Source organism: Paraburkholderia lebeckiae, from assembly GCF_014201005.1.
In the GTDB taxonomy this organism is placed as follows: Bacteria; Pseudomonadota; Gammaproteobacteria; order Burkholderiales; family Burkholderiaceae; genus Paraburkholderia; species Paraburkholderia tuberum.
Genome location: NZ_JACHDK010000001.1, coordinates 701,904 through 722,348 on the forward strand (window position 1 = coordinate 701,904; position 20,445 = coordinate 722,348).

The following is a 20,445-nucleotide window of genomic DNA, read 5'->3' on the forward strand; positions in this document are numbered from 1 at the left end:
AGGTGACTCAGGCGCCGATCGACTTCGCGTACGCCTCGGCGTCGAGCAGACGGTCGAGCGACGCATCGGCGGCCGGCTTGATCTTGAACAGCCAGCTGTCGTACGGCGTGCTGTTGACGGTTTCGGGCGAGTCCGCGACGGTCGTGTTCGCCTCGATGACTTCGCCCGAGACCGGCGCGTAGATATCCGAGGCGGCCTTCACCGATTCGATCACGGCGACTGTGTCGCCCGCGGTCACGGACTTGCCGAGTTCCTGGACTTCGAAGAAGACGATGTCGCCGAGCGCTTCCTGCGCATGGTCGGTGATGCCGACCGTCAGCGTGCCGTCCGCTTCGGTGCGGACCCATTCGTGCGATTCGGTGTATTTCAGTTCGGCCGGGATGCTCATTGGATGCTCCTGAACGGTACGTTCGGTAGTGTTTGAATGTAGGGGCGTGCGCCGGCCGCTTAGACCGCCAGCACCTTGCCGTTGCGCACGAACGGCAGTTTTACCACGCTTGCGGGACAGGCTTTGTCGCGAATCTGGACGTGCACGGTGTCGCCCGGCTGCACGCCTTTCGGTACGCGCGCGAAGGCGATCGATTCCTGCATGGTCGGCGAGAATGTGCCGCTGGTGATTTCGCCGTCGCCGTGCGGCGTGGCGACTTTCTGATGCGCGCGCAGCACGCCCGCGGCCTTGCCGTTTTCCTTCAGCAGGATCAGGCCGACGAACGCGGCGCGCGAGCCGTCGGCTTCGAGGCTGCTCTTGCCGACGAACTCGCGCGGCGAGGCCAGGTCGACGGTCCATGCGAGGCCGGCGTCGAGCGGCGAGACATTGTCGTCCATGTCCTGGCCGTACAGGTTCATGCCGGCTTCGAGGCGCAGCGTATCGCGCGCGCCGAGACCGGCCGGGCGCACGCCGTGGGCCGCGAGCGCATTCCACAGCGCTTCGACGTGGGTAGCCGGCACGATGATCTCGAAGCCGTCTTCACCGGTATAGCCGGTGCGCGCGACGGTCAACTCGCCGAACGGCGTGCCGTCGACGCGCGCCGCGTTGAACGGCTTCAGCGCTTCAGTCGCGGCGCGCGCGGCCGGCACGGTTTGCCAGGCCTTTTCGCGTGCGTTCGGGCCTTGCACGGCGACGATCGCCAGATCGCGGCGCGGCGTGATGGTGAGACCGAAGCCGCCTGCGTTGAGCTGGCCGAACCAGGCGATGTCTTTGTCGGCGGTGCCGGCGTTGACGACCACGCGGAAGTGGTCTTCGGCGAAGTAATAGACGATCAGATCGTCGATCACGCCGCCGTTCGGATTCAGCATGCAGGAGTAGAGCGCGCGGCCCGGCGTTTGCAGCTTCGCGACGTTGTTCGCGAGCGCGTATTCGAAGAACGCGCGGACGCGCTCGCCGGTGAAGTCGACCACGCACATGTGGGACACGTCGAACATGCCGGCGTCGGTGCGCACCGCGCGATGTTCCTCGATCTGCGAGCCGTAGTTGACGGGCATGTCCCAGCCGCCGAAGTCGACCATGCGAGCATTGAGCGCGCGGTGAGCGGCGTGGAGCGGGGTGTGTTTGAGTTCGGTCATGGGGCCTCGGGCATCTCGCGAAACAAAAAAGGTCATGCGGCGCACTGCCTCGCGGCCGTGTGCCTGCGAGCGTGCTTCTGCATGACCCCTCTGTCCTCGATACCTGAGAGATTGCGCCGCCGCGACTGGCTCAATGAGCTCGATCCGTCACGGTGAAACGCGCGCCCCTTCGGTGGGCAGCCTGCCTGCGGTGCACGACGTGCGACGCGGATGGCTACTGCCGCTCTCCAGAGTGCGAAAAAGCCGCCGGAAGACGGGTTTTTCGACGCGGTCGGTCCTTTTGCCTGAGAGTTTGCGGGTGTGCCCCTTCGGCGGCGCGGCCTGCGATTTTTCGCCTGCCAGCGCGCTCTCCCGACGCGTGCGGCGAATGTACGCGACGGGCCGGGGCTTGTCAAATAAAGGCCCGGGAGCGGTGTGGGGCCGGCTGTGGCTGGTCGGGGGCGTCAAAAAAGAAAAGCGCGGATCGTGGTGCCCGCGCTTTTCAGTTGCTTCTGCCGGTGCCATCCGTGACCGCACGATGAGCGGTAGTGGAGGCTCACCAGGCGGCTCGTTTGCCGACTCGGTTTGCCCACTTGCTCGCTGACTCACTCGCCGATCGCATGAGCTGCACTATCCAATTCCTGATTCAGCACGCGCTGTTCTTCCGCGGACAGACCGCCGCCATGCTGTGCGGCCATGTCATGCGCTTCCTGGCGAATCGTCTCGAGACGGTGATGCAGCGCGGCGCCTTGCGGCGGCGGGTAATAGCCCTGATTCACGCGGTTATCGATACGGTGCGCGAGATTGTCGATGCGGCCGTCGACCTGATGCAGACGCTGGTCCGCGATCTGCTGCGGAGTCGGGCCCGGATGCGGCGCCGGCGGGGGCGTTACCACGCAGGCGGCGACGGAGCCGAGCAGCGCGCATGCAACAAGGGCACGGATGATTCGAGACATGGATTCTCCCGGAGTCGTTGTCGTGTTGGGTTGCTACCTCATTAGCAACGGCTGACGAAGAACGCCCGCTGACTTGGCAGCGGGCGAATTTGTAACGTTATGTTCCTTTCCGGAACGTCAGGAAAGCCCGCGCCGACCGCCTTCGCGGCGCTAAAGGCGGTCCCGTTTTGGGTACACAGATCGTGGTGGCGCGGTGTCGACGCGCAGCGGGGCGGGGTTCAGCGAATGCGCTCGAACGGCAGTCGCACGCCCTGCTCGGAACTGCGCGCGGCCAGTTCGATGATCGTCATCACGTCGACCGCGTCGCGCGTGCTGATCGGAAATGCGACGCGGTTCTGGATCGCGTCGGCCAACGCAATATAGAAGCCTGCGTACTCGCCGTTGCGGGTCGGCAATTCGCACTCGACTTCCTCGTCGCCTTCGAGCACGCGCAGCACGCCGGGGCTGTTGCCGGCGCCGAAGCCTGCGTCGCCGGGGCGCAGGCCCGCTTTCAGCTGATCTTCCTGGGTGTCGAGGCCGTACTTCACGTAGCTGCCGCGCGTGCCGTGAACAGCAAAGCGCGGTCCCGGCAACGCGGTCAGCGCGCTTGCGTGCAGCACGACCTCGAACTCGTCGTAGCCGAGCTGGATGTGTACGTAGTCGGGTGCACTGGCGTCGTCGCGATGGGTGCGCACCGTCGCCGATACGGTCCGCGGCGAGCCGAAGAGGGTGAGCGCCTGGTCGATCAGATGCGGACCGAGATCGAACAGCAGACCGCCGCCGCGCGTCACGTCTTCGCGCCAGCGCTGACGCACGCCCGGCCGGAAGCGGTCGAAATGCGATTCGTACTGCGTGACGCGACCCAGTTCCACGCGCGCGAGCAGATCGCGGACGGTCAGAAAATCGCCGTCCCAGCGTCGGTTGTGAAACGGTGCGAACAGCTTGCCGCGCGCCAGCGCGATGTTGGCAAGCGTGTGGGCGTCGGCGGCGCTCAGTGTGACCGGCTTGTCGACGACCACGTGCTTGCCGGCTTCGAGCGTGCGGCGCGCGAGGTCGAAGTGGGTGTCGTTGGGCGTCGCGATCACGACGCAGTCGATGTCGTCGAGCGCGAGCAGCGCGTCGAGATCGGCGACGATTTTCGCGTGCGGATAGTCAGCGTGCGCGCGCTCGGATTGCCCGGTCGCAATCGCGGCGACGCTCGCGCGTCCGCAGTGTTCGATCACCGGTGCGTGAAACGTCGCGCCGGCGAAGCCGTAGCCCATCAATCCAATTTTCAGCGATGCGGACATGCGAGTCTTCCTGGAGGAACGGCGCGCCGCCTTGCCACCGCGGCGGCGGCGCGCAATCTCATCATTGTGGCATTTGTGGGCTGGACGGGGGCGGAGCATGACGCCCGGCCTTGCGCGCAGCCCGTCGGGGCGTCCGATCCATCGAGGCATCCAACGAGGGCGTCCATCGCGGTGGCCATCGCAGTGTCCATGTTAACATCGCACCTCTCGCGCGCATTGCGCCGCGCAGCATGTCCCGGGCCTTCGGCCGGCGCCACCCGCCGGTCCGACCTCAGCGGCCTTCAACCGTATTACCCATCCACAAACGATGTCCGCAGGCCTGAACCCCGCTCAAAGTGAAGCGGTCCGTTATCTCGACGGTCCCTGTCTCGTGCTCGCCGGCGCCGGCAGCGGCAAGACGCGCGTGATCACGCAGAAAATCGCGCACCTGATCGAAGCGAAGGGCTTCGAGCCACGCCACATCGCCGCCGTCACGTTCACGAACAAGGCCGCGGCGGAGATGCGCGAGCGCGTCGGCAAGCTGCTCGAAGGCAAGACGCTGACCGCACCCGGCAAGGAAGGCCGCAAGGTGCCCGTGAACCAGCTGACGGTGTGTACGTTCCACTCGCTCGGCGTGCAGATTTTGCGTCAGGAGGCGGAGCATGTCGGCCTGAAGCCGCAGTTCTCGATCATGGATTCCGACGACTGCTTCGGCATGATCCAGGAACAGGTCGGCTCGACGGACAAGGGCTTCATTCGCAAGATCCAGTCGATCATCTCGCTATGGAAGAATGGCCTGATCATGCCCGAGCAGGCGATCGCGACCGCCTCGACCGAGGACGAGCATCAGGCGGCGATCGTCTATCGCAACTACGTGGCGACGCTGCATGCGTACCAGGCGGTCGATTTCGACGATCTGATCCGCCTGCCCGCCGAACTGTTCGCGGGCAACGAGCAGGTGCGCGACCGCTGGCAGAACAAGCTGCGCTACCTGCTGATCGACGAGTATCAGGACACCAATGCGTGCCAGTACGAACTGGTGAAGCTCCTGGCCGGCAAGCGCGCGGCGTTCACGGCGGTTGGCGACGACGACCAGGCAATCTATGGCTGGCGCGGTGCGACCCTCGAAAACCTCGGCCAGCTCGGCAAGGATTTTCCGAACCTGCACCTGATCAAGCTCGAGCAGAATTACCGCTCGACGGTGCGCATCCTGACCGCCGCGAACAACGTGATCGCGAACAACCCGAAGCTGTTCGAGAAGAAGCTGTGGTCCGAGCACGGCATGGGCGACACGATCACGGTGACGGGCTGCAACGACGAGGAGCACGAGGCGGAGTCCGTCGTGTTTCGGCTGTCCGCGCACAAGTTCGAGCGGCGCGCGAATTTCCGCGACTACGCGATCCTCTATCGCGGCAACTTCCAGGCGCGCATCTTCGAACAGGTGCTGCGCCGCGAACGGATTCCGTACGTGCTGTCGGGCGGCCAGTCGTTCTTCGATAAGGCCGAGATCAAGGACATCTGCGCGTACCTGCGTCTGATCGCCAATGCGAACGACGATCCCGCGTTCATCCGCGCGATCACGACACCGCGTCGCGGCATCGGCAATACGACGCTGGAGGCGCTCGGCGCGTTCGCGGGTCAGGCGAAGGTGTCGCTGTTCGAGGCGGTCTACATGGGCGGCATCGAGGCGCGTCTGTCGCCGCGTCAGATCGAGCCGATGCGCGCGTTCTGCGACTTCATGCAGCGCCTGACCGACCGCGCGGAGAAGGACGCGGCGGGCACGCTGCTCAATGAGCTGATGGAGGCGATCCACTACGAAGCGTATCTGTACGACGCGTTCGACGAACGCCAGGCGCAGGCGAAGTGGCAGAACGTGCTGGAGTTCATCGAGTGGCTCAAGCGCAAGGGCACGAAGGAAGAGCCGGAGCACGGCAGTGGCGGCGAAGCGACCGGCTACGACACCGCCGACGGCTTCGGCGACACCGGCAAGAACCTGCTCGGGCTGATCCAGACGGTCGCGCTGATGTCGATGCTCGAAGGCCGTGAGGAAGATCCGGATGCGGTACGGCTGTCGACCGTGCATGCGTCGAAGGGGCTCGAGTATCCGCACGTGTTCCTGGTCGGCGTCGAGGAAGGCATCATGCCGCATCGCGGCGGCGCGGACGACGAGCCGATCGACGACGCGCGCATCGAGGAGGAACGCCGGCTGATGTACGTCGCGATCACGCGCGCGCAGCGCAGCCTGCATCTGAACTGGTGCAAGAAGCGCAAGCGGGCGCGGGAGACGATCGTCTGCGAGGCGTCGCGCTTCATCAACGAAATGCTGCTCGACGATGCGCCGCCGCCGACACCGGAAGAAGCGCCGATGTCGCCGAAGGACCGGCTCGCGAGCCTGAAGGCGTTGTTGCAGAAGTCGTGAGCGGGCGGGACTGCAAGTGCCCGCCAGTTGCGGTTGCTTGCGATTGCACATAAAAAATCCCTGCATCGCGTTAGCGCATGCAGGGATTTTTCATTTCAGCGACGACCGATGCCGCGTGCTTTACTTCACCGCGCTGACCATATAGTCGACCGCGGCCTTCACGTCCGCATCCGATGCGTTCGAGCCGCCCTTCGGCGGCATCGCGCCCTTGCCGTGCAGCGCGTAGTTGTAGACGGTGTCCATCGGGTCCTTCAGGCGCGGCGCCCATGCTTCCTTGTCGCCGAACTTCGGCGCGTTCAGCACGCCGGCCGCGTGACAGGCCTGGCATACCGACTGATACAGCGCCTTGCCGGCCTGCGAGGCGTCCGCGCTTTGCGCGCCAGCTGCTGCCGGGGCGGAAGTCTGCGGCACGCTGGCCATTGCGGCCATCGCCGCGGCGGCTTGGGCCGCGCCCGCGTCCGATGCACCTGCTGCCGCTGCCGCACCGGATGCCGCGGCCGCGCCCGCCGCCGGCTGCGCCGGCTCGGGGAAGCTCGCGCCCGAATTGTTCGCCATATAGACGACCGCGCGCGCGATCTCGAAGTCACTGTAGTCGTCGGGGCTCGTGCCGCCGCGCGGCGGCATGGCGCCCTTGCCGGACAGCGCGGTGTGCCACAGAGTGTCGACGCCTTGCGCGATGCGCGGCGCCCAGTCGGCGGTGTTGGTGAATTTCGGCGCGCCTGCGGCACCCGACGCGTGACACGCCGAGCAGACCGCCTTGTAGACTTCCTCGCCGCTCTTGTAGACGCGCGGTGCGTTGGCGTCGCGGATCTCGACTTGGGCGATCGGATGGATGCGGGAGGTGACTTCGGCTTCGGAGAGAGAGTCGGTGCCGGCGCCGGTGCGCGTCGAATTATCGACGTAGACGGCGAGCAGAACGATGATGACGATCGGCACAGCGAACCCGGCGACGACCGCGGCGATGAGCTGTGCTGGGGTTTTGATCGGGGCTCCGTGTGGTGCTTCGCTCATGCTTGTCTCGTCTCCATGGGTGTGTGAGCGGTACAGCGCGACGGCAACTTCTTGTTCTTTATCAGCCACGGACGATTATAGACGCAAGCTTTCGGCGGCGGCGAGGTGCCCAGGACGGTGTTCAGCAGGCGTTTACCCGGATCGGCATGGACGATGGCAGGGGTCGGGGAAGACGCTGGGATGGGCGTCGGAGGCCGTCCTGTGGACGGTTCGGCCGAAACCGGGTATCCTTGCGGTCTCTCGCGTTGGCGTCGCGTCCGTTCCGGTTGGCGCGCTGTCGCGTAGATTCCCCGCAGTTTTGTGGTGAAGCGCCCGTAGCTCAATGGATAGAGTACTGCCCTCCGAAGGCAGGGGTTGCTGGTTCGATCCCAGCCGGGCGCGCCAAAATTCGAAGTGATGCCAGGTCGATGAAACCTTGTGAATTTTCGCCACAGATGTCGTAAACGACACCCGTGGCTACCACACAAAGTCCAAATTTAGACTCCTCGGTCTTCCAGTCCCAAACTTGGACGAGTCGTCATTCTTCTCCCTGTCGCCTCCGAGTTACTCACACCTGTTGCAGCCAACGCTCTGTGGTGAGCGTTCTGTACGCGCTGAAATCTCCCGAGCATCACTTTCCCTCGCAATCGCCCGACCACGCGCCTTCTTGACGGATAGACGCCTTCCGCGCGAAGCGCGTTTGCCACTTTCAAATACATTTTGTTGAAGGACTCAGTTGCCTCCCTGCGAACAGAGTCAGCCCGCTCCCGGCCGAGTCTCACCAACAGTTCGTGTTGCTCGGGGAAGTTGGTCCGCTGAAATTTCAGCGAAATCCCGATTGCGGCGGCAGCTTCACTTGCATTCGTTGCACCACCGCTGCGAATCAGTCCGTCAAGTTCTGCGCGCAAGAAGTCCATCGACCGCCGAGCGCCGGTCGCTCTGCAATTCGTCAGACGACCGCGTTGCCCATCCGGCATGGGACGAAGCGAAAGCATCACCTTGTTTCCGAGCAGAATGTCAGCGATAGCACAGCCACAGCAAAACGCGGTCTGCACCAGGCGCGTGAAGCTCATCTGCACGTTACCTTTCACCCATCCATGCGTTTGGGATTTATTGACACCCAGATGTGCGGCGAAACGCGCCGGGGAGCGTTCGAACAGGTGATTAATCGCATGGGTCAGAAAGACGGTTTGAGCGGAGGCCGAATAGCCCGCGTGAGAAAAAAAGACAGCGTCGTCAAGAAGCTCTGCAATAAGACGAGAGGTCTCGACTTCGAAGTCCGAAGCAGGCCGATGGATGGGCAAGTCTCCGATTGTGTGCTGTTTCGTCGACCGCTGGGAGGAGCTTCCAGTCTCGCTTCTATAGCCGCGTGACCTCTTCACCTGACGCCGGCTGACAAGTTGTAGCCGATGCAACGGGCACGCTTTTGCCGCGTCAATGCTCCATAGCAATCGGCCGTAGGCGACGCGGCCCAGCGCCGCGTCGTCTTCGTGGCACCCTGGGCAAAAACGCTCGCTCTGCGCGAGCAGCACAAAATCGGAGACAAGGTTTCTGAGCGGCAACAAGGTACAGAGCTGCAGATTGTTGCGACGCGTAAGGTAGTTCAGGGTTTTAGCCCAGTGACTCACTTGTTCGGTTGGGCCCGAGAGATTGAGGACATAAGCCGCGCGGCCGACATCCCTACACATCCTGTCGCCGCTCACGTGTAGAAGCTCCTCTGCTGCCGGGCCGACAATCGTGCTGGCGAGTGTCCCGCGTTTCATCTCGTGAGCCTGGCTCAGACGAGTAAGGTAGCTACCAAGGCTCTCGCGGTCTTCGCCTGAGCAGCCATAGGGAGCAAGGCTAAAGAGTATTGACCGAGGCGGCGAGTCCTCTGGCCAGCCGCCCGGCAACCTGTTCCGAAATGGAGACGTCAGTGCCATAGCGCTCCCTGATTTCCGCGATGGTTGACTTGCTGTCTGCCTATTCTCGCGCGGCGCGATTTCGCCTTCTCGCGAACCTTCTTGGCACCGATGCGGACGCGGATTTCTGCCTCGGACGGATAAGCCGTGTGCTCCGACATCGAGAGATATGGCTGGATATTGTCCTCGCCCGCCAACGTTTCGGCCGCGACGGTCTCATACTCTGCTTTGCTCGGCAGCGCATTCCAGACGTACTCATCTTTCCATGAGTGACTGCCGTCGTAGGCGCAGTGGGTAACTGCCTCAATCAATGCGCCGGCCGCATAGCCCGGCATGCCGAGGTGTGCATAGAAGAGTTGCATCATGTACTTCTTGAGGTCAACCTTGAACGGCAGGGGGATATGCCTTTCAAACTCTTTGATGAACTGGGTGAACGCGTCGAAGTCGTCCTGATTGTCGCGGTACCTCTCAAAGTGAACCACGCCGTTGCGCCGCGCGATTTGGCCGCTGGCATGAATAAGCTTTTCTGAGCCGTAGGCACCCACCAGTAGCACGTTCATGCCGCTGCGATTTGCGAGACTCTTGAGAAGGTTCCCGTATTGCAGCGGCTCGGTTTTGGAGTCGGTGAAATGCACGGCCTCGTCCAAAATCAGATGGCGTACGCTCCGGCAGGCCAACCCCTTTTCGAATCGCACGCGTAGATTCCGAAGCTTGTAGGCGTTGGCGGTGAGTGGCCCGTCGCCCTGATAGTCTGGGCTCAGCAACTGAAGGTCTTCGGACAGGTGATGATAGAACAACCGCCAGTTGAACTCCTTGCCATCCGCGGCGTCGACCTCGCTCAGGACGACCGGAATTACGCCGGGATTTTCGCGAATCTCGACCTCATAGAGTTTGAGCAATGCCTCTGCCTGTAAAGCAGCGAACGTGGATTTACCTACGCCAGATGGCCCGGCTACGATTGTGAGTGAAAGGCCCGCACAAGGAAGCATGAGACGCTTAATCTCATCTATCACGTTCTTCAGATTCCGATGCATGAAGCGCAAGCCCTTCAGGTACGCGCCTTTGTCGTCGGCGCCTCCGTGCAACGCTTGTTCAAAGCTGATTGAGTTCATGGCCAGCTCCTGGATTAAACGGGACGAGACGTGGGAAGACTGTCGTAGTTCATCTTGAGGTGCCCATGCACGGGCTTCGGCACGGGGACGCGCATGACGCTGTCATCATCCGGCGGTCCGGCTTCCGCTGGTGTAGTAATGGGCAATTCGATGCTCGGGTCGCGCTGAGCGGCCGAATCATCCCAGATGAGCTGGGCCGAGCCATAGACCTGCCGAGTTGCGGCGGTAAGCGACGCTGCGTCAGGAAGGGTGTGGTCGCTGATGACCGCGTAGAGCACTTTCTCGAGGTTCTCATCGGGTTCACCACGCATCCGCAGCCGCACCTCATATATGACATACGCCCATTCAACGGACGTGAGCTTGCGGTACTTCATAAGCAACTTCGACTGACACCGTACCCACCTCCCATCAAGGAGCGCGTACACGACGCTGACATCCCACATGTCGATGAGAATCTCGAGTTTTTGTGGCCGTACATCTCTGCTGGCAAACTCATCGGCCCAATACCACACGCCCGAGATGCTTACCCCCATGCTCTTGTTCAGCATGCGGGTTGAGCCTTTGGACGGCGGAATGCATGTCAGGATATAAAAGTAGTCATCGAATGGAGTCAGTCGCGCCAAACGACGCCCGGTGAGCGCGAACCGTAGGTCCATGTATTCGACAGGCGAGTGGTCGTGCGCCGGATGAATTCGGAGGTTGTAATCCCGATAAAAATATTCATCCAGCAGCGCATGCAACTCGGCGAAGCCCAGTAGGTCTGCCCGAAGAGGGTCAACAGACCGCGTCACCGTTCTGACGTTGCGGAGGGCCTTCGTGTTGCCGACCAGGTTGTGGATGAGTTCGGTATTGGTGGTGCCGAACAGTCGCTCCATGACGCCGCCGAACCGTGACTGGTGCGCCGGACGGAATTGCAGCGTGATGTACAACAGGTCGCAAAGTTTGTCGAACGCGACGGAGTGAAACTCCTTCCCATTGTCGACGACGATGACCGACGGGGTGCGCCGGAACATCTTCACCATAGCGCGAATCGCCATCATGCAACTGACCGTGCTCGGCGCATGAATCGACAGATAGAAACCGAGTACCGCGCGGGTCTCTGCGTCCATGATTAGAGTGAGCCATGGCCGCTTTCGGAAAATCCTTCCGCCTTTACCTCGAATTGCGATGAAGACGTCAAGCTTCGTGTGGTCGATGTGAACGCGGTGAAACGGGCGACCGCCGTTTACCTTGTCCTCGAGATGGAGATACCAGGTCGCCGGTTCCTCGTTGTACGTAACTCTCCCGCCTTGGCGCGCCTTCCTGTCGATGTACTTTCTTCTTCGCTCATAAAATGTCTTTCGTGAGACCAGGTCCACCTTGGCGTCGAGGCTCAACTCCCGGTATTTCCGGTATGACGCGCGTCCACCAGGATTTGTCGGATTGTTACCCCATTCTGTCGTCGTGCGTATCAGGTCTATCTGAGTCTGGCTCACCTGGCACCGGCCGCCCCTTCGACGTTCCGGCGTGGCAGCTCGTCGTTGAGCAGGCAATGATTCGCCGGCCGCGCGCACTTTCTTGCGTATCCGCTGAATTTGCCTCGTTGAGAGGTTGCATCGCACCTGCTTGCCAGCCTCAAGGTCCCGAACCATCAGGAAGCGATTCTTTCCCTCGGTAATCTGATAGTCGGTCAGCCCATTAATCTGCGACAGACGTTCGTCGGTCGAGGCCTGCGAGGAAAGCAGAATGATTTCGCGTTGGAACGTCGCGCGCTCAAACTCCGCCACGGGCATGAGACCGGCGTTGCGCGACTGCTGGTCAAAATAATGTACGGAATTCATGCTCACGAGCGACACCTCATATACCTCGGGGGGGCCGTTGAGCACGAACTCCGTTCCTATTTCGACATCAAACGCAATCTTTTCGCTGACGGCTTTCGGAACGGGTCGATTGAACTGAAGTGCGTCGAGTTGGGCGCGGGACTTACACAACACGACATCTTGGGGTTCGCCGAGGTCGTCGTATTCAAGGTCGACAAACAGACGCTGTTCTGCAATCGCCTTGTACACGTCGTCCACAAGAAACGCGTTCGGCGGAGTCTCGACAAGGAGCGCTTCGTTCCACGGCGTTTGCTCCGGATACGCGTGAGTCAGAAGCAGGCCTAGCGTCATGGGGCAGGAGGCGCTGGTTATCCGCTCAATTGTGTGCCATGCGCTATCGGTCAATGGCGCGCACTTGTCGCTCAGGAAGTCGTCGAGGAATTCGAGATTGCTCACGAAGACGGCACCGTTCTCACTTGCCGACCGCAGGCAAAACGTGAACCCCATCTCGCCGAAGTGTTTTTCACGCTCGGGACATCGCCATGTTCCGTCATCGTCTTTGAAGAATCGCCGCGGGTACTTTTCGGCAAGCTTTTCGAGGTCTCTTTCGTTCTTCCACTCGTCTATGTAGACCCCGTAAGGGGTTATACGAAGAATGTCCGGCGTATATGGCGTCGGGGCCTGATAGACGGTGAAACTGCCGTCGCTCAGCTTCCTCTCGGTTTCGACGCTCAACCTAACTTGAGGCGGCTGACAGTAGAATTCGCGAGTCGTGCCGTCGAAGTCGTAGCGTACGACCGCGCCATATTCTGGCTTCCGGCTCTCTGTCGCCAAACGTCTTCGCATCTTTCGCGAGCTGTAACGCGAGACTACGTTCCCGACGCGGGACTGCACTTTTCGGGAGGGGGAATTCGCTCGGGCATCCCAGATGTACGCCTGTCCCTCCACAGGCGTTCCCCATCGTTCTAACTCCTGCCGCAGTTCAGTGTCCGTATATGGCGGTAGTGCGGTTCCGATAGGGCTTTCGAGAGCCCAACGGTTTTCCATTCGCTTCCATTCGGAGTCGATGGGAATGGTGGTCGGGATATTGAGAGGCATGATTAGCTCCTGGTCTAAACAAGCTCATTGAATGAAGAAGGCGTCGGAAACCAGAGTTGTTGCAGCTTCCTTTGAGCGTCGCGGTAGCTTTGCGTGTTGCGGATTTCCGCTTCCTGACTGCGTGTAAAGCGTTCGCTATGCGACAACTGGTCAGAAGTCACCTCAACTCGAGACGGGCGCAGATGCACGCGCAGTTGTTGCCAGTCGCCCGGTACCTCGGTGACAAGCTTTATCTGCATCGCGGTGTGTCGACTGATTTTCAGTGTCGCAAGCGACGACGTAAGCCACGCGTTGATGGCGCCCTTCACCTCCCCACACTGCATGGAGGAAAGAAGGCGGCGAATCTGCTGAAATTGCTGCTGCGATGAGACGAGTCGAAATTTGCTGCCAGGCTTAAAAACACTGGCCCAGGTCGCAACAAGGTCACCATCCTGTTTCCAGCCGGGTTGATTCGTGACGTCAACGCTAACTACATTCAGCTCGTAAACGGTCCCGTCGCGCACGACCGACAACTGCGCCGGTGCCTTTCGGTGAGAGTCCTCGGGCGCGGAGCCGAAACGCGTCGTCGCAACCGACCTTGCGCGGGGTTTGCGCAGAGCAGGAGAGCACAGCCGACGAATGCTGTCGGGGCAGTGCTCAGGCCAGTGGCCAATACTGCCGTCGGCATCAACGCGCTCTGCTGCCTCCTCAACTCGTGTCCTTTCGGCACTTGCGGCTTGCGGGACATGCGAAGTCTTGTTGCTGCGCGGTGCTGTGCACTTTGGGAAGCTGTCGAGCCCCGCGATGAGGGCTGACAGTTCACTCTCGAAGTTGGGTTCGCTGACTTGCATCTTCATGAACTTCCTCAAAAGTTAAAGGTGAAGGTGCGGCCGGGCCCCTCGCGCCAGTCTGTGAACTGGTGGCGATAGACGTGCGTCGGCACTCGCCGGCAAACGCTGTCGGCGGTCGGATTCGGGGCGGCTTACTGCGCGCTAACTAGCCGCGGTCTGCAGGCTCCAGACGGTCTGATAGCCGGGTCTGCCAGGCGCGTTGAGTGGTAAGGGAGGATTACGGAAGGGGCCAAACGGAGGGGGGAGGGGACTGCGAGAACAGCGCTGGGGCGGTTGCGGAGAATTGGGGCGGGATTTCAGCCTCTGCCGAAACGGGTGCCGGTAAGACGTTGGTGCTTGCGGCTGGTGGGAGTTCGGCGGATTTGGGCAAAGATGCTCGAAGTTATGGGTCATTTGCTGTCGATTCAACGTATGTTGCAGACGTGAGGGAGCCTTGACACCCGGTAACCCCCGTGAGAGCATCACGAGTGCTAGGCGTGGACTCTTTCGGGAGTACACCGGGGCCGCGGTTCAAGTTCGCTTGGGCTTAGCGGCCTCTTCTTTTTTGTACGACAGAAAAGAAGCAAGACGGTCCGCATCGCCCATCGGGCAATTTTTCGCTAGGCAATTTTCGCGTCGAGGACCCTCCTTGGCTTCTGCTGGATGACATAAAATTGTATGTCGATGCCTGTTGCAAGAGAAGCGATTTTTCGCGAATTCAAAGTGAATTGTGCACACATTAGCACGACCCAATCCAGCTCGCTGCTCATCTTTCACACGTATAGCTCAAAACAAGAAAAGTGCTTTCGTATAGGGTTTTTTGAGCAAAATGCAAACATAGTATCGACTCGTTTCGCAACGTCACGCGACGGCTTCATGACGGTTATGTGAGCCATAAAATGATTCGGATTCCTGAGTTATTGGGCGAGAACTTTCGCTCGATTTGAGGAGACGCAATCGCCTCTCAACACTTCTTCGCGCGGCTCGACTTCCGAGACCTTCGGAGGGGTCCAGGAGTAAAAGATTGGGGTGGAGGTCACGACGATAGCGTGCGTGATTGTGGTCAAGAATCATCCTGGCTTGCAAGCTGCTTCGGGCAATGTGACATTCGGCTGCTTCGCGACGGCAGGGCATGGTCTCGTAGTTGTCAATGTGTTGAATGGTGCTGCCGATAACCCGAGAAGCGAGTGTCGCCGGAAGGAGGTCCTTGCAGGCATCGAGGCCGAGGTAGAAGGTCCACCACGTGTTGAGGACTATGGCGACGTCGTCGTAGTCGTCCAGCGCGCTCGCCAGAAATTTCGCATATTCGAGAGCGCTGTGGCCCGGTGTCAGTAATGACGGTATGCACCCGTTCTCATAGAAGACCGGGTCTGGGTGTAGGACACCATCGAAGTTGAGATAGATGTTCACGGTTAGTTCCTTGAGCCACGACCGTTCCCGGTAGCCCGTGTCTGCACGCGTAGGTGGCCGATGAGCCTCCGAGGCAGTTCCCGGTTGAGAGGACGGTGCCGTCGACGTTAAACTGAGCGCGGAGATGAGCGCGATGCGGGGACACCGATTCCATTGCTCTCAGGTCGCGCATTGGGCATTAGCAAGTGCAGTATCTGGTCGGCGATAGCTGCGGCGGCCCTGGCTTGAATGGGGGCGACGTGGACGGCCACATCCAGGTACTCATACGGTATGGCAAAGGACGAAGCGTCGACCATAACCAGATGGGCAGGGCAACGCCGTCTGATGTCAGCGCGTAACAGGTCGACACGGGACAGCATCGCGTCGTGCCTGTGCAGGCGATTGCCGGGCGAGGTCGCTCCGATAGTGAGTGCGGCTATCGAGTCCGGAAGCAGGTTGACGATAGTGCGGTAGCCGTAGTCGGAGACCATTCTCGAATTCAGCACGATGGCAAGCTCGCGTTGACCTGCAACCAAGCGAGAAATGGCCTCGAGAAGGGGCAGTGGTGTCGTGGGTGGCGTTTGATGCTGCCAGCGGGGATGCCGCTCGCTGGCGTACCGGCATTCGAAGAGGACGCCCTCGACTCCCAAATACAATATCTGGACCATGGTCGAGTCTCTCAGGGGCGCCGTTTGCGGCTGAAGGGTGCTCATCCTGTAGGTCGTATGGCACGAGAGTTGGAGTAGCTCTTCGAGAATTGCTAACTTTTACTTTTATGAAAGAGCCTTGTGTGTTTCCACACAGAAAACATAGTTCAATTGCTACGGTTTGCAAGTGAAATCGCTCCCTCCCGTGGACGGTGTCTGGACCCGACTGGCTTCTCGCGCGACTCGGGTCATTCTCGCTCGCCAGGACATGAGCTACGCCGGCTTGTCCGACGAACTTGCAAAGCTCGGCGTCACGGAGTCGCCCCGGGCGGTCGAAGCTAAGGTCATCCGGGGGACTTTTCGCTTCACGTTCTTCCTGCAGGCGCTCGCCGCATCCCAGGCGGAATGGCCGCATCAATGGGGGGAAGCGCGCTCGTCAGTTGATTCATGGGAGGCCCGCGCGGCAACGGTTTTCTCGATGGAGATGGCTGTTCAGCCATGGCTGGACTGGACGATGCTCTCCAACCGTCTGCTGGAAATCGGCGTGGAAATCCCCGCCGACGTCTTGAGGCTACAGGTCGAAAGCGGGACCTTTCTGACTTCGTTGTTTCTTCAGTGCGGGACCGTCTGCCGTTTCGACAGCATCAAGCGATTTCTCGACATTTCTTCGCTGAATCACGCCGCGTTGATGGCCAGCCAGGATTTGTGACCCTCCGTCGAGCTATTTTTCTTGCTAATTCGCGCTGGCAATCTACACTGACATCGTGTGTGGAAACACACACGAGAGCGACGTAAAAAGTAAAAGAACCGAAGCCTTCGCTAAAGCTCAACTCGGCGCATCTGCCCGAATGCCCCTTTGGACGTAGTCGCTAGTCGGCGACGCCGCGCTCGCGCGATGGGACGTTGCCGTCATAACGGACTGCCGCCTCCGGAGGCCGCTCCCGATTACCTGTCTGTACGCGAGGGTCGCGGGCGTCATTCAGTTCCGAGGACAACCTCGACGTGCGAGTCGACGGAACGCCTTCGGACTGGTGCAAGGTGTGTCGCAGTCAGCATCCTCGCCTTCCCCAATGGAGGCAACCATGCCTATCTGGAGCATCGGCCCGGTCGAATCTGAGCCGGAGGTTTCCATCGCAAGATGGAAAGTTATCGAAATCGACGCTGGTACCCGTCACTTCGTCGGACTGGACGAACGGGACTTAACCGGTCGCGTCAGTTCTGCAATCGTCGCGTTCGACCACTCGCGTCTATGCGGCCGCACGCTATCGGGCCGCGTATACCGGCTTATCGGTAATCCGGGGCAAGCGGACAACGTCGACTATGTCTGGCAGCAGTGGTGCATTGTAAACGAGGTGGCCTCATTCTCGGACGTGACGCCGCAGCTTCTCGTAGGAGCTGGTGATGACCCCGGTGCATGAAGGTACGGATGACGTACCGGACGATTTCCCGAGTAGCTCGTGTGCCGCCGTCGTGGCCGGTTACACCCCGAAGGTCTGCGCGAGACTCTCGGGAGGCGTATATCGCACAGACTTATCGGATGAGGAACGCTACGAGCGCTGGGCCATGTGTGTAGACCTGGCGGTGCAACTCGTGCATGTGGCGAGGAAGGACCTGCTGGAGTATCCCGAGCTGACGTCACAGCAGGTCCTCAAACGCGTCGCCAAGGCGGTAAAGGCAAAGAACTGGCTTGCGCCCGACGAACTCGAGTGGCTTATCGGGCACCTTCGAACGCTACTCCGGTGGTGAGCAGTCGCGAACGCTGAGATGAGGTGACACCATGGCTCCAAACGCTATTCAGGCCACGCCCGGCGCGAGTACGGTCACGCCTACCTTGCACATAGAAGCGCATCGACGTTTGCTTGCGCCCGCATCCGCAGTTGGGCCTGGCAAGCAAATTCCTTCCGCGAGCGCGGCGGCCGCGCCAACGCTCTTCGTCGACTTCGACGGTACGCTCCACATTGGCCATGCTTCGATGGACGAGCACGGCGAGATTGCGCTCGACACAGGCAGGCCGCTGTTCGAGTTTGCGCCGCTGCTTGCTGACTTACTGGAGCCCTATCCCGAGGTGGTGCTAGTTCTGACAACATCGTGGCTGATGACACTCAATACAAAGGAAGTGACGGCATGCCTTCCGCTAGCGCTGGCGCGGCGGGTAGTGGGCACCACGCGGGACATCAAGCCGCGTTTGAGCTACCTGCTCAATGGTATGGCACGCACTTATGTCATCACTAGTTACGCTTACGGCGCGAGCTTAACGAAATGGCTCGCGATAGATGATTCCGTCTACGGGGCAGATAGGTTCGGTCGCGAACCCGGCGAGCTGGCACATCACTTTGTTCTGCTCGATTCGGCCCAGGGGCTTGGTGATTCCGATGCTCAGCAGCGCGTCAAGCAGTGGCTGAAGGATGTTCGACATAAGGAAGGGGGTTAGCTCGAAAATTCATCAGCACAGGCACATGCGCTGGGTACTACATGAAACAACCGCTCCGGTTTGCTGAATGGTGCTGTTGCGCTTCGCGTCATCGCAGAAGAACATCGACTGCGTCGCAATGTGGCTCGGTGAGACCCTCTGCATTCTTGCAGTGGCGTTCGCCGTCACAGTCGTTGTCATGCTGCTGCTCGAGTTAGCCACGTGGGGAACGACAAATTCCCTCGGGGTCCGGGTGCAGCCGGCACAGTAGTCTGACCTTTGGCGTTAATTCTCGACTGCACTGTAATCCTCTTCCCGAGCTCGCATCCTGCTGGTAGACGGCAATGCTGACGCCACTGAGGCGCTCGCGATGCTATTGACGCTCGACGTAACCGCTCAGTGCGACAAGGCACGGGCATGAACTGGCGCGTCTGTTGCGCGAGCATGAGCAGTGCTCATCGTCCCGCGCCACAGCCCAGCGACCGCAAGTGGCTCACCGGACTCCATGTTGATGTGCCAGCGCACCTTCCTGCTCTCGTAGTTCGTGTGCGTGTCAGTTCTGCTTTGCGGCAGCCACTGCTTTCGACCGGTCTCTTTCAGCTGGTTTCTCGGAATCCGATGCGACTGGCTGAAGCTCCCGCCTGCTTTTCGGAAGGAGGACGCTTGTGGCTGGTGGCTCGACGACCCGCACCTCTTCCTTGAGCGGGGTGATGCAGCCGGTCAGTGGCACGGTAGATTTCCCTGGCTTTCCACTGAGCGGTCCAAGTGCCCCGGGATAGGGGCTAGCGACATCATATGGGTCAACGCACAACAATCTCACGTCGCCAAACTGGAATCGGATGGTCGCTGGAAAGAAGTTGCTGTCCTGGATAAACCGAAATCCAAGGGCCTGCCAAGCAGAGCGCTCATCATGAGTCATCAGTTCAAATGTGCGGGGTTCCCTCTCAGCGATGCTCATGGCGCGCATGGTCAGCAGTGCAAGTGGTTCTGGCGAGACTCCATTCATCAAGAGCACAAAAATCGTCAGCGCAACCATCATCGCTGACGTACCGAGTGCCGCGAGTCGCGAATCTCCCCAGCTGCGCCTCGCGAGATACATGGTGCCGGGTAGCAGGCTTGCCGGGAAAACAAGCAAGCCGACTAGCCAAGTTTGCCAACCATCGCCTGATAACCCATACAGCTGAAAGAGGTAAGAGAATGTGACGAAGGTACTCAGAGCGATGACAGCGCTTGCGCATCCCCAGAGCGTACGTTTGACACTTTGCCAGGTGCGCCGCTTCCTGTCCGTCCGTTCGGTGCTGGTCAGCATCTGGAAGCCGCGAGGACTCCGCCAGGCGAGCGCAAATAGCAGCACTGGCATGAGGAGCCCGCATGCGATTCCGGTTAGCCATTTCACCCAGAGTGGCATTGCGCTGTCGGGCAGGTAACAGAGAAGGAGAAAAAATGCTCCCGACATGAAACCGGTCAACAACACGAAGCTCGCCGCCCCGAGCTTCGGGCGCTCGTCCTTGCCGTAGGTATTGGCTATCTGTGCGGCCAACCAAGAGGGACCAGCAAAGCTCGCGAGAAGAGCGGCGCACAGGATGAAAGTCGCTTCGAGTAGCGCAAACAGGCCGGGAGCCGAGGCGACGGCGGGCAGAAACAGGTCGGTGCGATGAATGGTCCTAAGGTATGTCAGGATTGCGACCGCCGGCAGCGCCAGCAGAAGCGCTGACATCTTGAGTACAAGGTCGAGCAGGCCGTTGACGACGGACATGGCCGTCTGTAATGGCAATTCCGGGCGCTCTCGTGCAGGTTGTGCGGGAGATGACATCGCTTCGTGGATTGTCCTTGGTGCACTGACGGCGGATTGTTTTTCTGTTTTGCCGGCCCGGTGGTCGTATTTGTCAATAGTTGTGATTTTTTCTCTCCGGTGACATTCGTTGGTCGTTTGAGGAGTAACAAAGGCGACGGGCGGCGCACGCCACGAACGGGACGATGGGCAAAATGACATCCAGACACACAGCCGGTAAAAATCCCGCCGCCCGTCTCAACGTTCGAAGGCGATGTTGCTGCCGATAGCGCTGGCGCTCGTGCCGCAGATTTCGCTGGATAGCCACATGGCGCTTGAACTGTTGCGCATCGGG

At 60.6% G+C, this 20,445-nt stretch carries 17 protein-coding genes, 1 tRNA gene and 2 riboswitches; of the genes, 6 read left to right on the top strand and 12 right to left on the bottom strand.

All coding sequences use genetic code 11. The annotated features are described in order from the left end of the window. Positions 1–7: 7 nt before the first annotated feature. From gcvH to HDG39_RS03110, 4 genes are all read right to left on the bottom strand, one after another. Positions 8–388: a glycine cleavage system protein GcvH gene (gcvH, locus tag HDG39_RS03095; protein ID WP_184003117.1), complete on the bottom strand. Its 381-nt coding sequence runs from the start codon at positions 386–388 to the stop codon at positions 8–10. Positions 389–447: 59 nt separating this feature from the next. Further along, positions 448–1,563, bottom strand: coding sequence for a glycine cleavage system aminomethyltransferase GcvT (gene gcvT / locus HDG39_RS03100; RefSeq protein ID WP_184003119.1), 1,116 nt, complete (start codon positions 1,561–1,563; stop codon positions 448–450). An 80-nt stretch (positions 1,564–1,643) separates the two neighbouring features. Next, a riboswitch (glycine riboswitch) is annotated at positions 1,644–1,804 on the bottom strand. A gap of 21 nt (positions 1,805–1,825) precedes the next feature. Then, positions 1,826–1,927, bottom strand: a riboswitch (glycine riboswitch). A 220-nt stretch (positions 1,928–2,147) separates the two neighbouring features. Beyond that, a complete protein-coding gene (locus tag HDG39_RS03105; protein ID WP_184003121.1) occupies positions 2,148–2,498 on the bottom strand; it encodes a hypothetical protein in 351 nt (116 codons plus the stop codon). A 218-nt stretch (positions 2,499–2,716) separates the two neighbouring features. Further along, positions 2,717–3,766, bottom strand: coding sequence for an oxidoreductase (locus HDG39_RS03110; RefSeq protein ID WP_184003123.1), 1,050 nt, complete (start codon positions 3,764–3,766; stop codon positions 2,717–2,719). A 307-nt stretch (positions 3,767–4,073) separates the two neighbouring features. Between HDG39_RS03110 and HDG39_RS03115 the strand changes: the two genes are divergently transcribed. Beyond that, positions 4,074–6,164, top strand: coding sequence for a UvrD-helicase domain-containing protein (locus HDG39_RS03115; RefSeq protein WP_184003125.1), 2,091 nt, complete (start codon positions 4,074–4,076; stop codon positions 6,162–6,164). A gap of 120 nt (positions 6,165–6,284) precedes the next feature. Here the strand turns inward: HDG39_RS03115 and HDG39_RS03120 are convergent, their stop codons facing one another. Beyond that, on the bottom strand, positions 6,285–7,175 hold the full coding sequence (locus HDG39_RS03120; RefSeq protein WP_184003127.1) for a c-type cytochrome: 891 nt from the start codon (positions 7,173–7,175) through the stop codon (positions 6,285–6,287). 308 nt (positions 7,176–7,483) lie between these two features. On the opposite strand from HDG39_RS03120, the gene HDG39_RS03125 reads away from it, so the two are divergent. Continuing rightward, positions 7,484–7,559 (top strand) — tRNA-Arg (locus tag HDG39_RS03125). A 92-nt stretch (positions 7,560–7,651) separates the two neighbouring features. Here the strand turns inward: HDG39_RS03125 and HDG39_RS03130 are convergent. The 6 genes from HDG39_RS03130 to HDG39_RS03155 form a co-directional block, all read right to left on the bottom strand. Beyond that, a complete protein-coding gene (locus HDG39_RS03130; protein ID WP_184003129.1) occupies positions 7,652–9,076 on the bottom strand; it encodes a TniQ family protein in 1,425 nt (474 codons plus the stop codon). Next, positions 9,067–10,167 carry an ATP-binding protein gene (locus HDG39_RS03135; protein WP_184003131.1) on the bottom strand — a complete coding sequence of 367 codons (1,101 nt, stop codon included), beginning with the start codon at positions 10,165–10,167 and terminating at the stop codon, positions 9,067–9,069. Before HDG39_RS03135 ends, HDG39_RS03130 begins: the two co-directional genes overlap by 10 nt. A 14-nt stretch (positions 10,168–10,181) precedes the next feature. Beyond that, a complete protein-coding gene (locus HDG39_RS03140) occupies positions 10,182–13,064 on the bottom strand; it encodes a TnsB C-terminal domain-containing protein (RefSeq protein ID WP_184003133.1) in 2,883 nt (960 codons plus the stop codon). 14 nt (positions 13,065–13,078) lie between these two features. Beyond that, the gene (locus HDG39_RS03145) at positions 13,079–13,900 is read right to left on the bottom strand and encodes a hypothetical protein (protein WP_184003135.1); all 822 of its coding nucleotides are present in this window, start codon (positions 13,898–13,900) and stop codon (positions 13,079–13,081) included. 834 nt (positions 13,901–14,734) lie between these two features. After that, positions 14,735–15,283 carry an HAD domain-containing protein gene (locus tag HDG39_RS03150; protein ID WP_184003137.1) on the bottom strand — a complete coding sequence of 183 codons (549 nt, stop codon included), beginning with the start codon at positions 15,281–15,283 and terminating at the stop codon, positions 14,735–14,737. 107 nt (positions 15,284–15,390) lie between these two features. After that, on the bottom strand, positions 15,391–15,975 hold the full coding sequence (locus HDG39_RS03155) for a hypothetical protein (protein ID WP_184003139.1): 585 nt from the start codon (positions 15,973–15,975) through the stop codon (positions 15,391–15,393). 139 nt (positions 15,976–16,114) lie between these two features. On the opposite strand from HDG39_RS03155, the gene HDG39_RS03160 reads away from it, so the two are divergent. The 4 genes from HDG39_RS03160 (at position 16,115) to HDG39_RS03175 (ending at position 18,340) form a co-directional block, all read left to right on the top strand. After that, complete coding sequence (locus HDG39_RS03160; RefSeq protein ID WP_184003140.1) at positions 16,115–16,618, top strand: DUF6471 domain-containing protein; 504 nt, start codon at positions 16,115–16,117, stop codon at positions 16,616–16,618. 373 nt (positions 16,619–16,991) lie between these two features. Continuing rightward, positions 16,992–17,327 (top strand): hypothetical protein, encoded by a 336-nt coding sequence (locus tag HDG39_RS03165; RefSeq protein ID WP_184003142.1) that lies wholly within the window; start codon positions 16,992–16,994, stop codon positions 17,325–17,327. After that, positions 17,311–17,655 carry a hypothetical protein gene (locus HDG39_RS03170; RefSeq protein WP_221305578.1) on the top strand — a complete coding sequence of 115 codons (345 nt, stop codon included), beginning with the start codon at positions 17,311–17,313 and terminating at the stop codon, positions 17,653–17,655. Before HDG39_RS03165 ends, HDG39_RS03170 begins: the two co-directional genes overlap by 17 nt. 31 nt (positions 17,656–17,686) lie before the next feature. After that, on the top strand, positions 17,687–18,340 hold the full coding sequence (locus HDG39_RS03175) for an HAD domain-containing protein (RefSeq protein WP_184003144.1): 654 nt from the start codon (positions 17,687–17,689) through the stop codon (positions 18,338–18,340). A 532-nt stretch (positions 18,341–18,872) separates the two neighbouring features. Here HDG39_RS03175 and HDG39_RS03180 read toward each other — a convergent pair. Further along, entirely contained in the window at positions 18,873–20,075 is a 1,203-nt protein-coding gene (locus tag HDG39_RS03180; protein WP_184003146.1) for an MFS transporter, read from the bottom strand. Between the last annotated feature and the right edge of the window lie 370 nt (positions 20,076–20,445).

Coding starts and splice junctions, on each gene's coding strand:
- gcvH (WP_184003117.1), bottom strand. CDS start 388: ATGAGCATCCCGGCCGAACTGAAATACACCGAATCGCACGAATGGGTC.
- gcvT (WP_184003119.1), bottom strand. CDS start 1,563: ATGACCGAACTCAAACACACCCCGCTCCACGCCGCTCACCGCGCGCTC.
- HDG39_RS03105 (WP_184003121.1), bottom strand. CDS start 2,498: ATGTCTCGAATCATCCGTGCCCTTGTTGCATGCGCGCTGCTCGGCTCC.
- HDG39_RS03110 (WP_184003123.1), bottom strand. CDS start 3,766: ATGTCCGCATCGCTGAAAATTGGATTGATGGGCTACGGCTTCGCCGGC.
- HDG39_RS03115 (WP_184003125.1), top strand. CDS start 4,074: ATGTCCGCAGGCCTGAACCCCGCTCAAAGTGAAGCGGTCCGTTATCTC.
- HDG39_RS03120 (WP_184003127.1), bottom strand. CDS start 7,175: ATGAGCGAAGCACCACACGGAGCCCCGATCAAAACCCCAGCACAGCTC.
- HDG39_RS03130 (WP_184003129.1), bottom strand. CDS start 9,076: ATGGCACTGACGTCTCCATTTCGGAACAGGTTGCCGGGCGGCTGGCCA.
- HDG39_RS03135 (WP_184003131.1), bottom strand. CDS start 10,167: ATGAACTCAATCAGCTTTGAACAAGCGTTGCACGGAGGCGCCGACGAC.
- HDG39_RS03140 (WP_184003133.1), bottom strand. CDS start 13,064: ATGCCTCTCAATATCCCGACCACCATTCCCATCGACTCCGAATGGAAG.
- HDG39_RS03145 (WP_184003135.1), bottom strand. CDS start 13,900: ATGAAGATGCAAGTCAGCGAACCCAACTTCGAGAGTGAACTGTCAGCC.
- HDG39_RS03155 (WP_184003139.1), bottom strand. CDS start 15,975: ATGAGCACCCTTCAGCCGCAAACGGCGCCCCTGAGAGACTCGACCATG.
- HDG39_RS03165 (WP_184003142.1), top strand. CDS start 16,992: ATGCCTATCTGGAGCATCGGCCCGGTCGAATCTGAGCCGGAGGTTTCC.
- HDG39_RS03170 (WP_221305578.1), top strand. CDS start 17,311: ATGACCCCGGTGCATGAAGGTACGGATGACGTACCGGACGATTTCCCG.
- HDG39_RS03175 (WP_184003144.1), top strand. CDS start 17,687: ATGGCTCCAAACGCTATTCAGGCCACGCCCGGCGCGAGTACGGTCACG.
- HDG39_RS03180 (WP_184003146.1), bottom strand. CDS start 20,075: ATGTCCGTCGTCAACGGCCTGCTCGACCTTGTACTCAAGATGTCAGCG.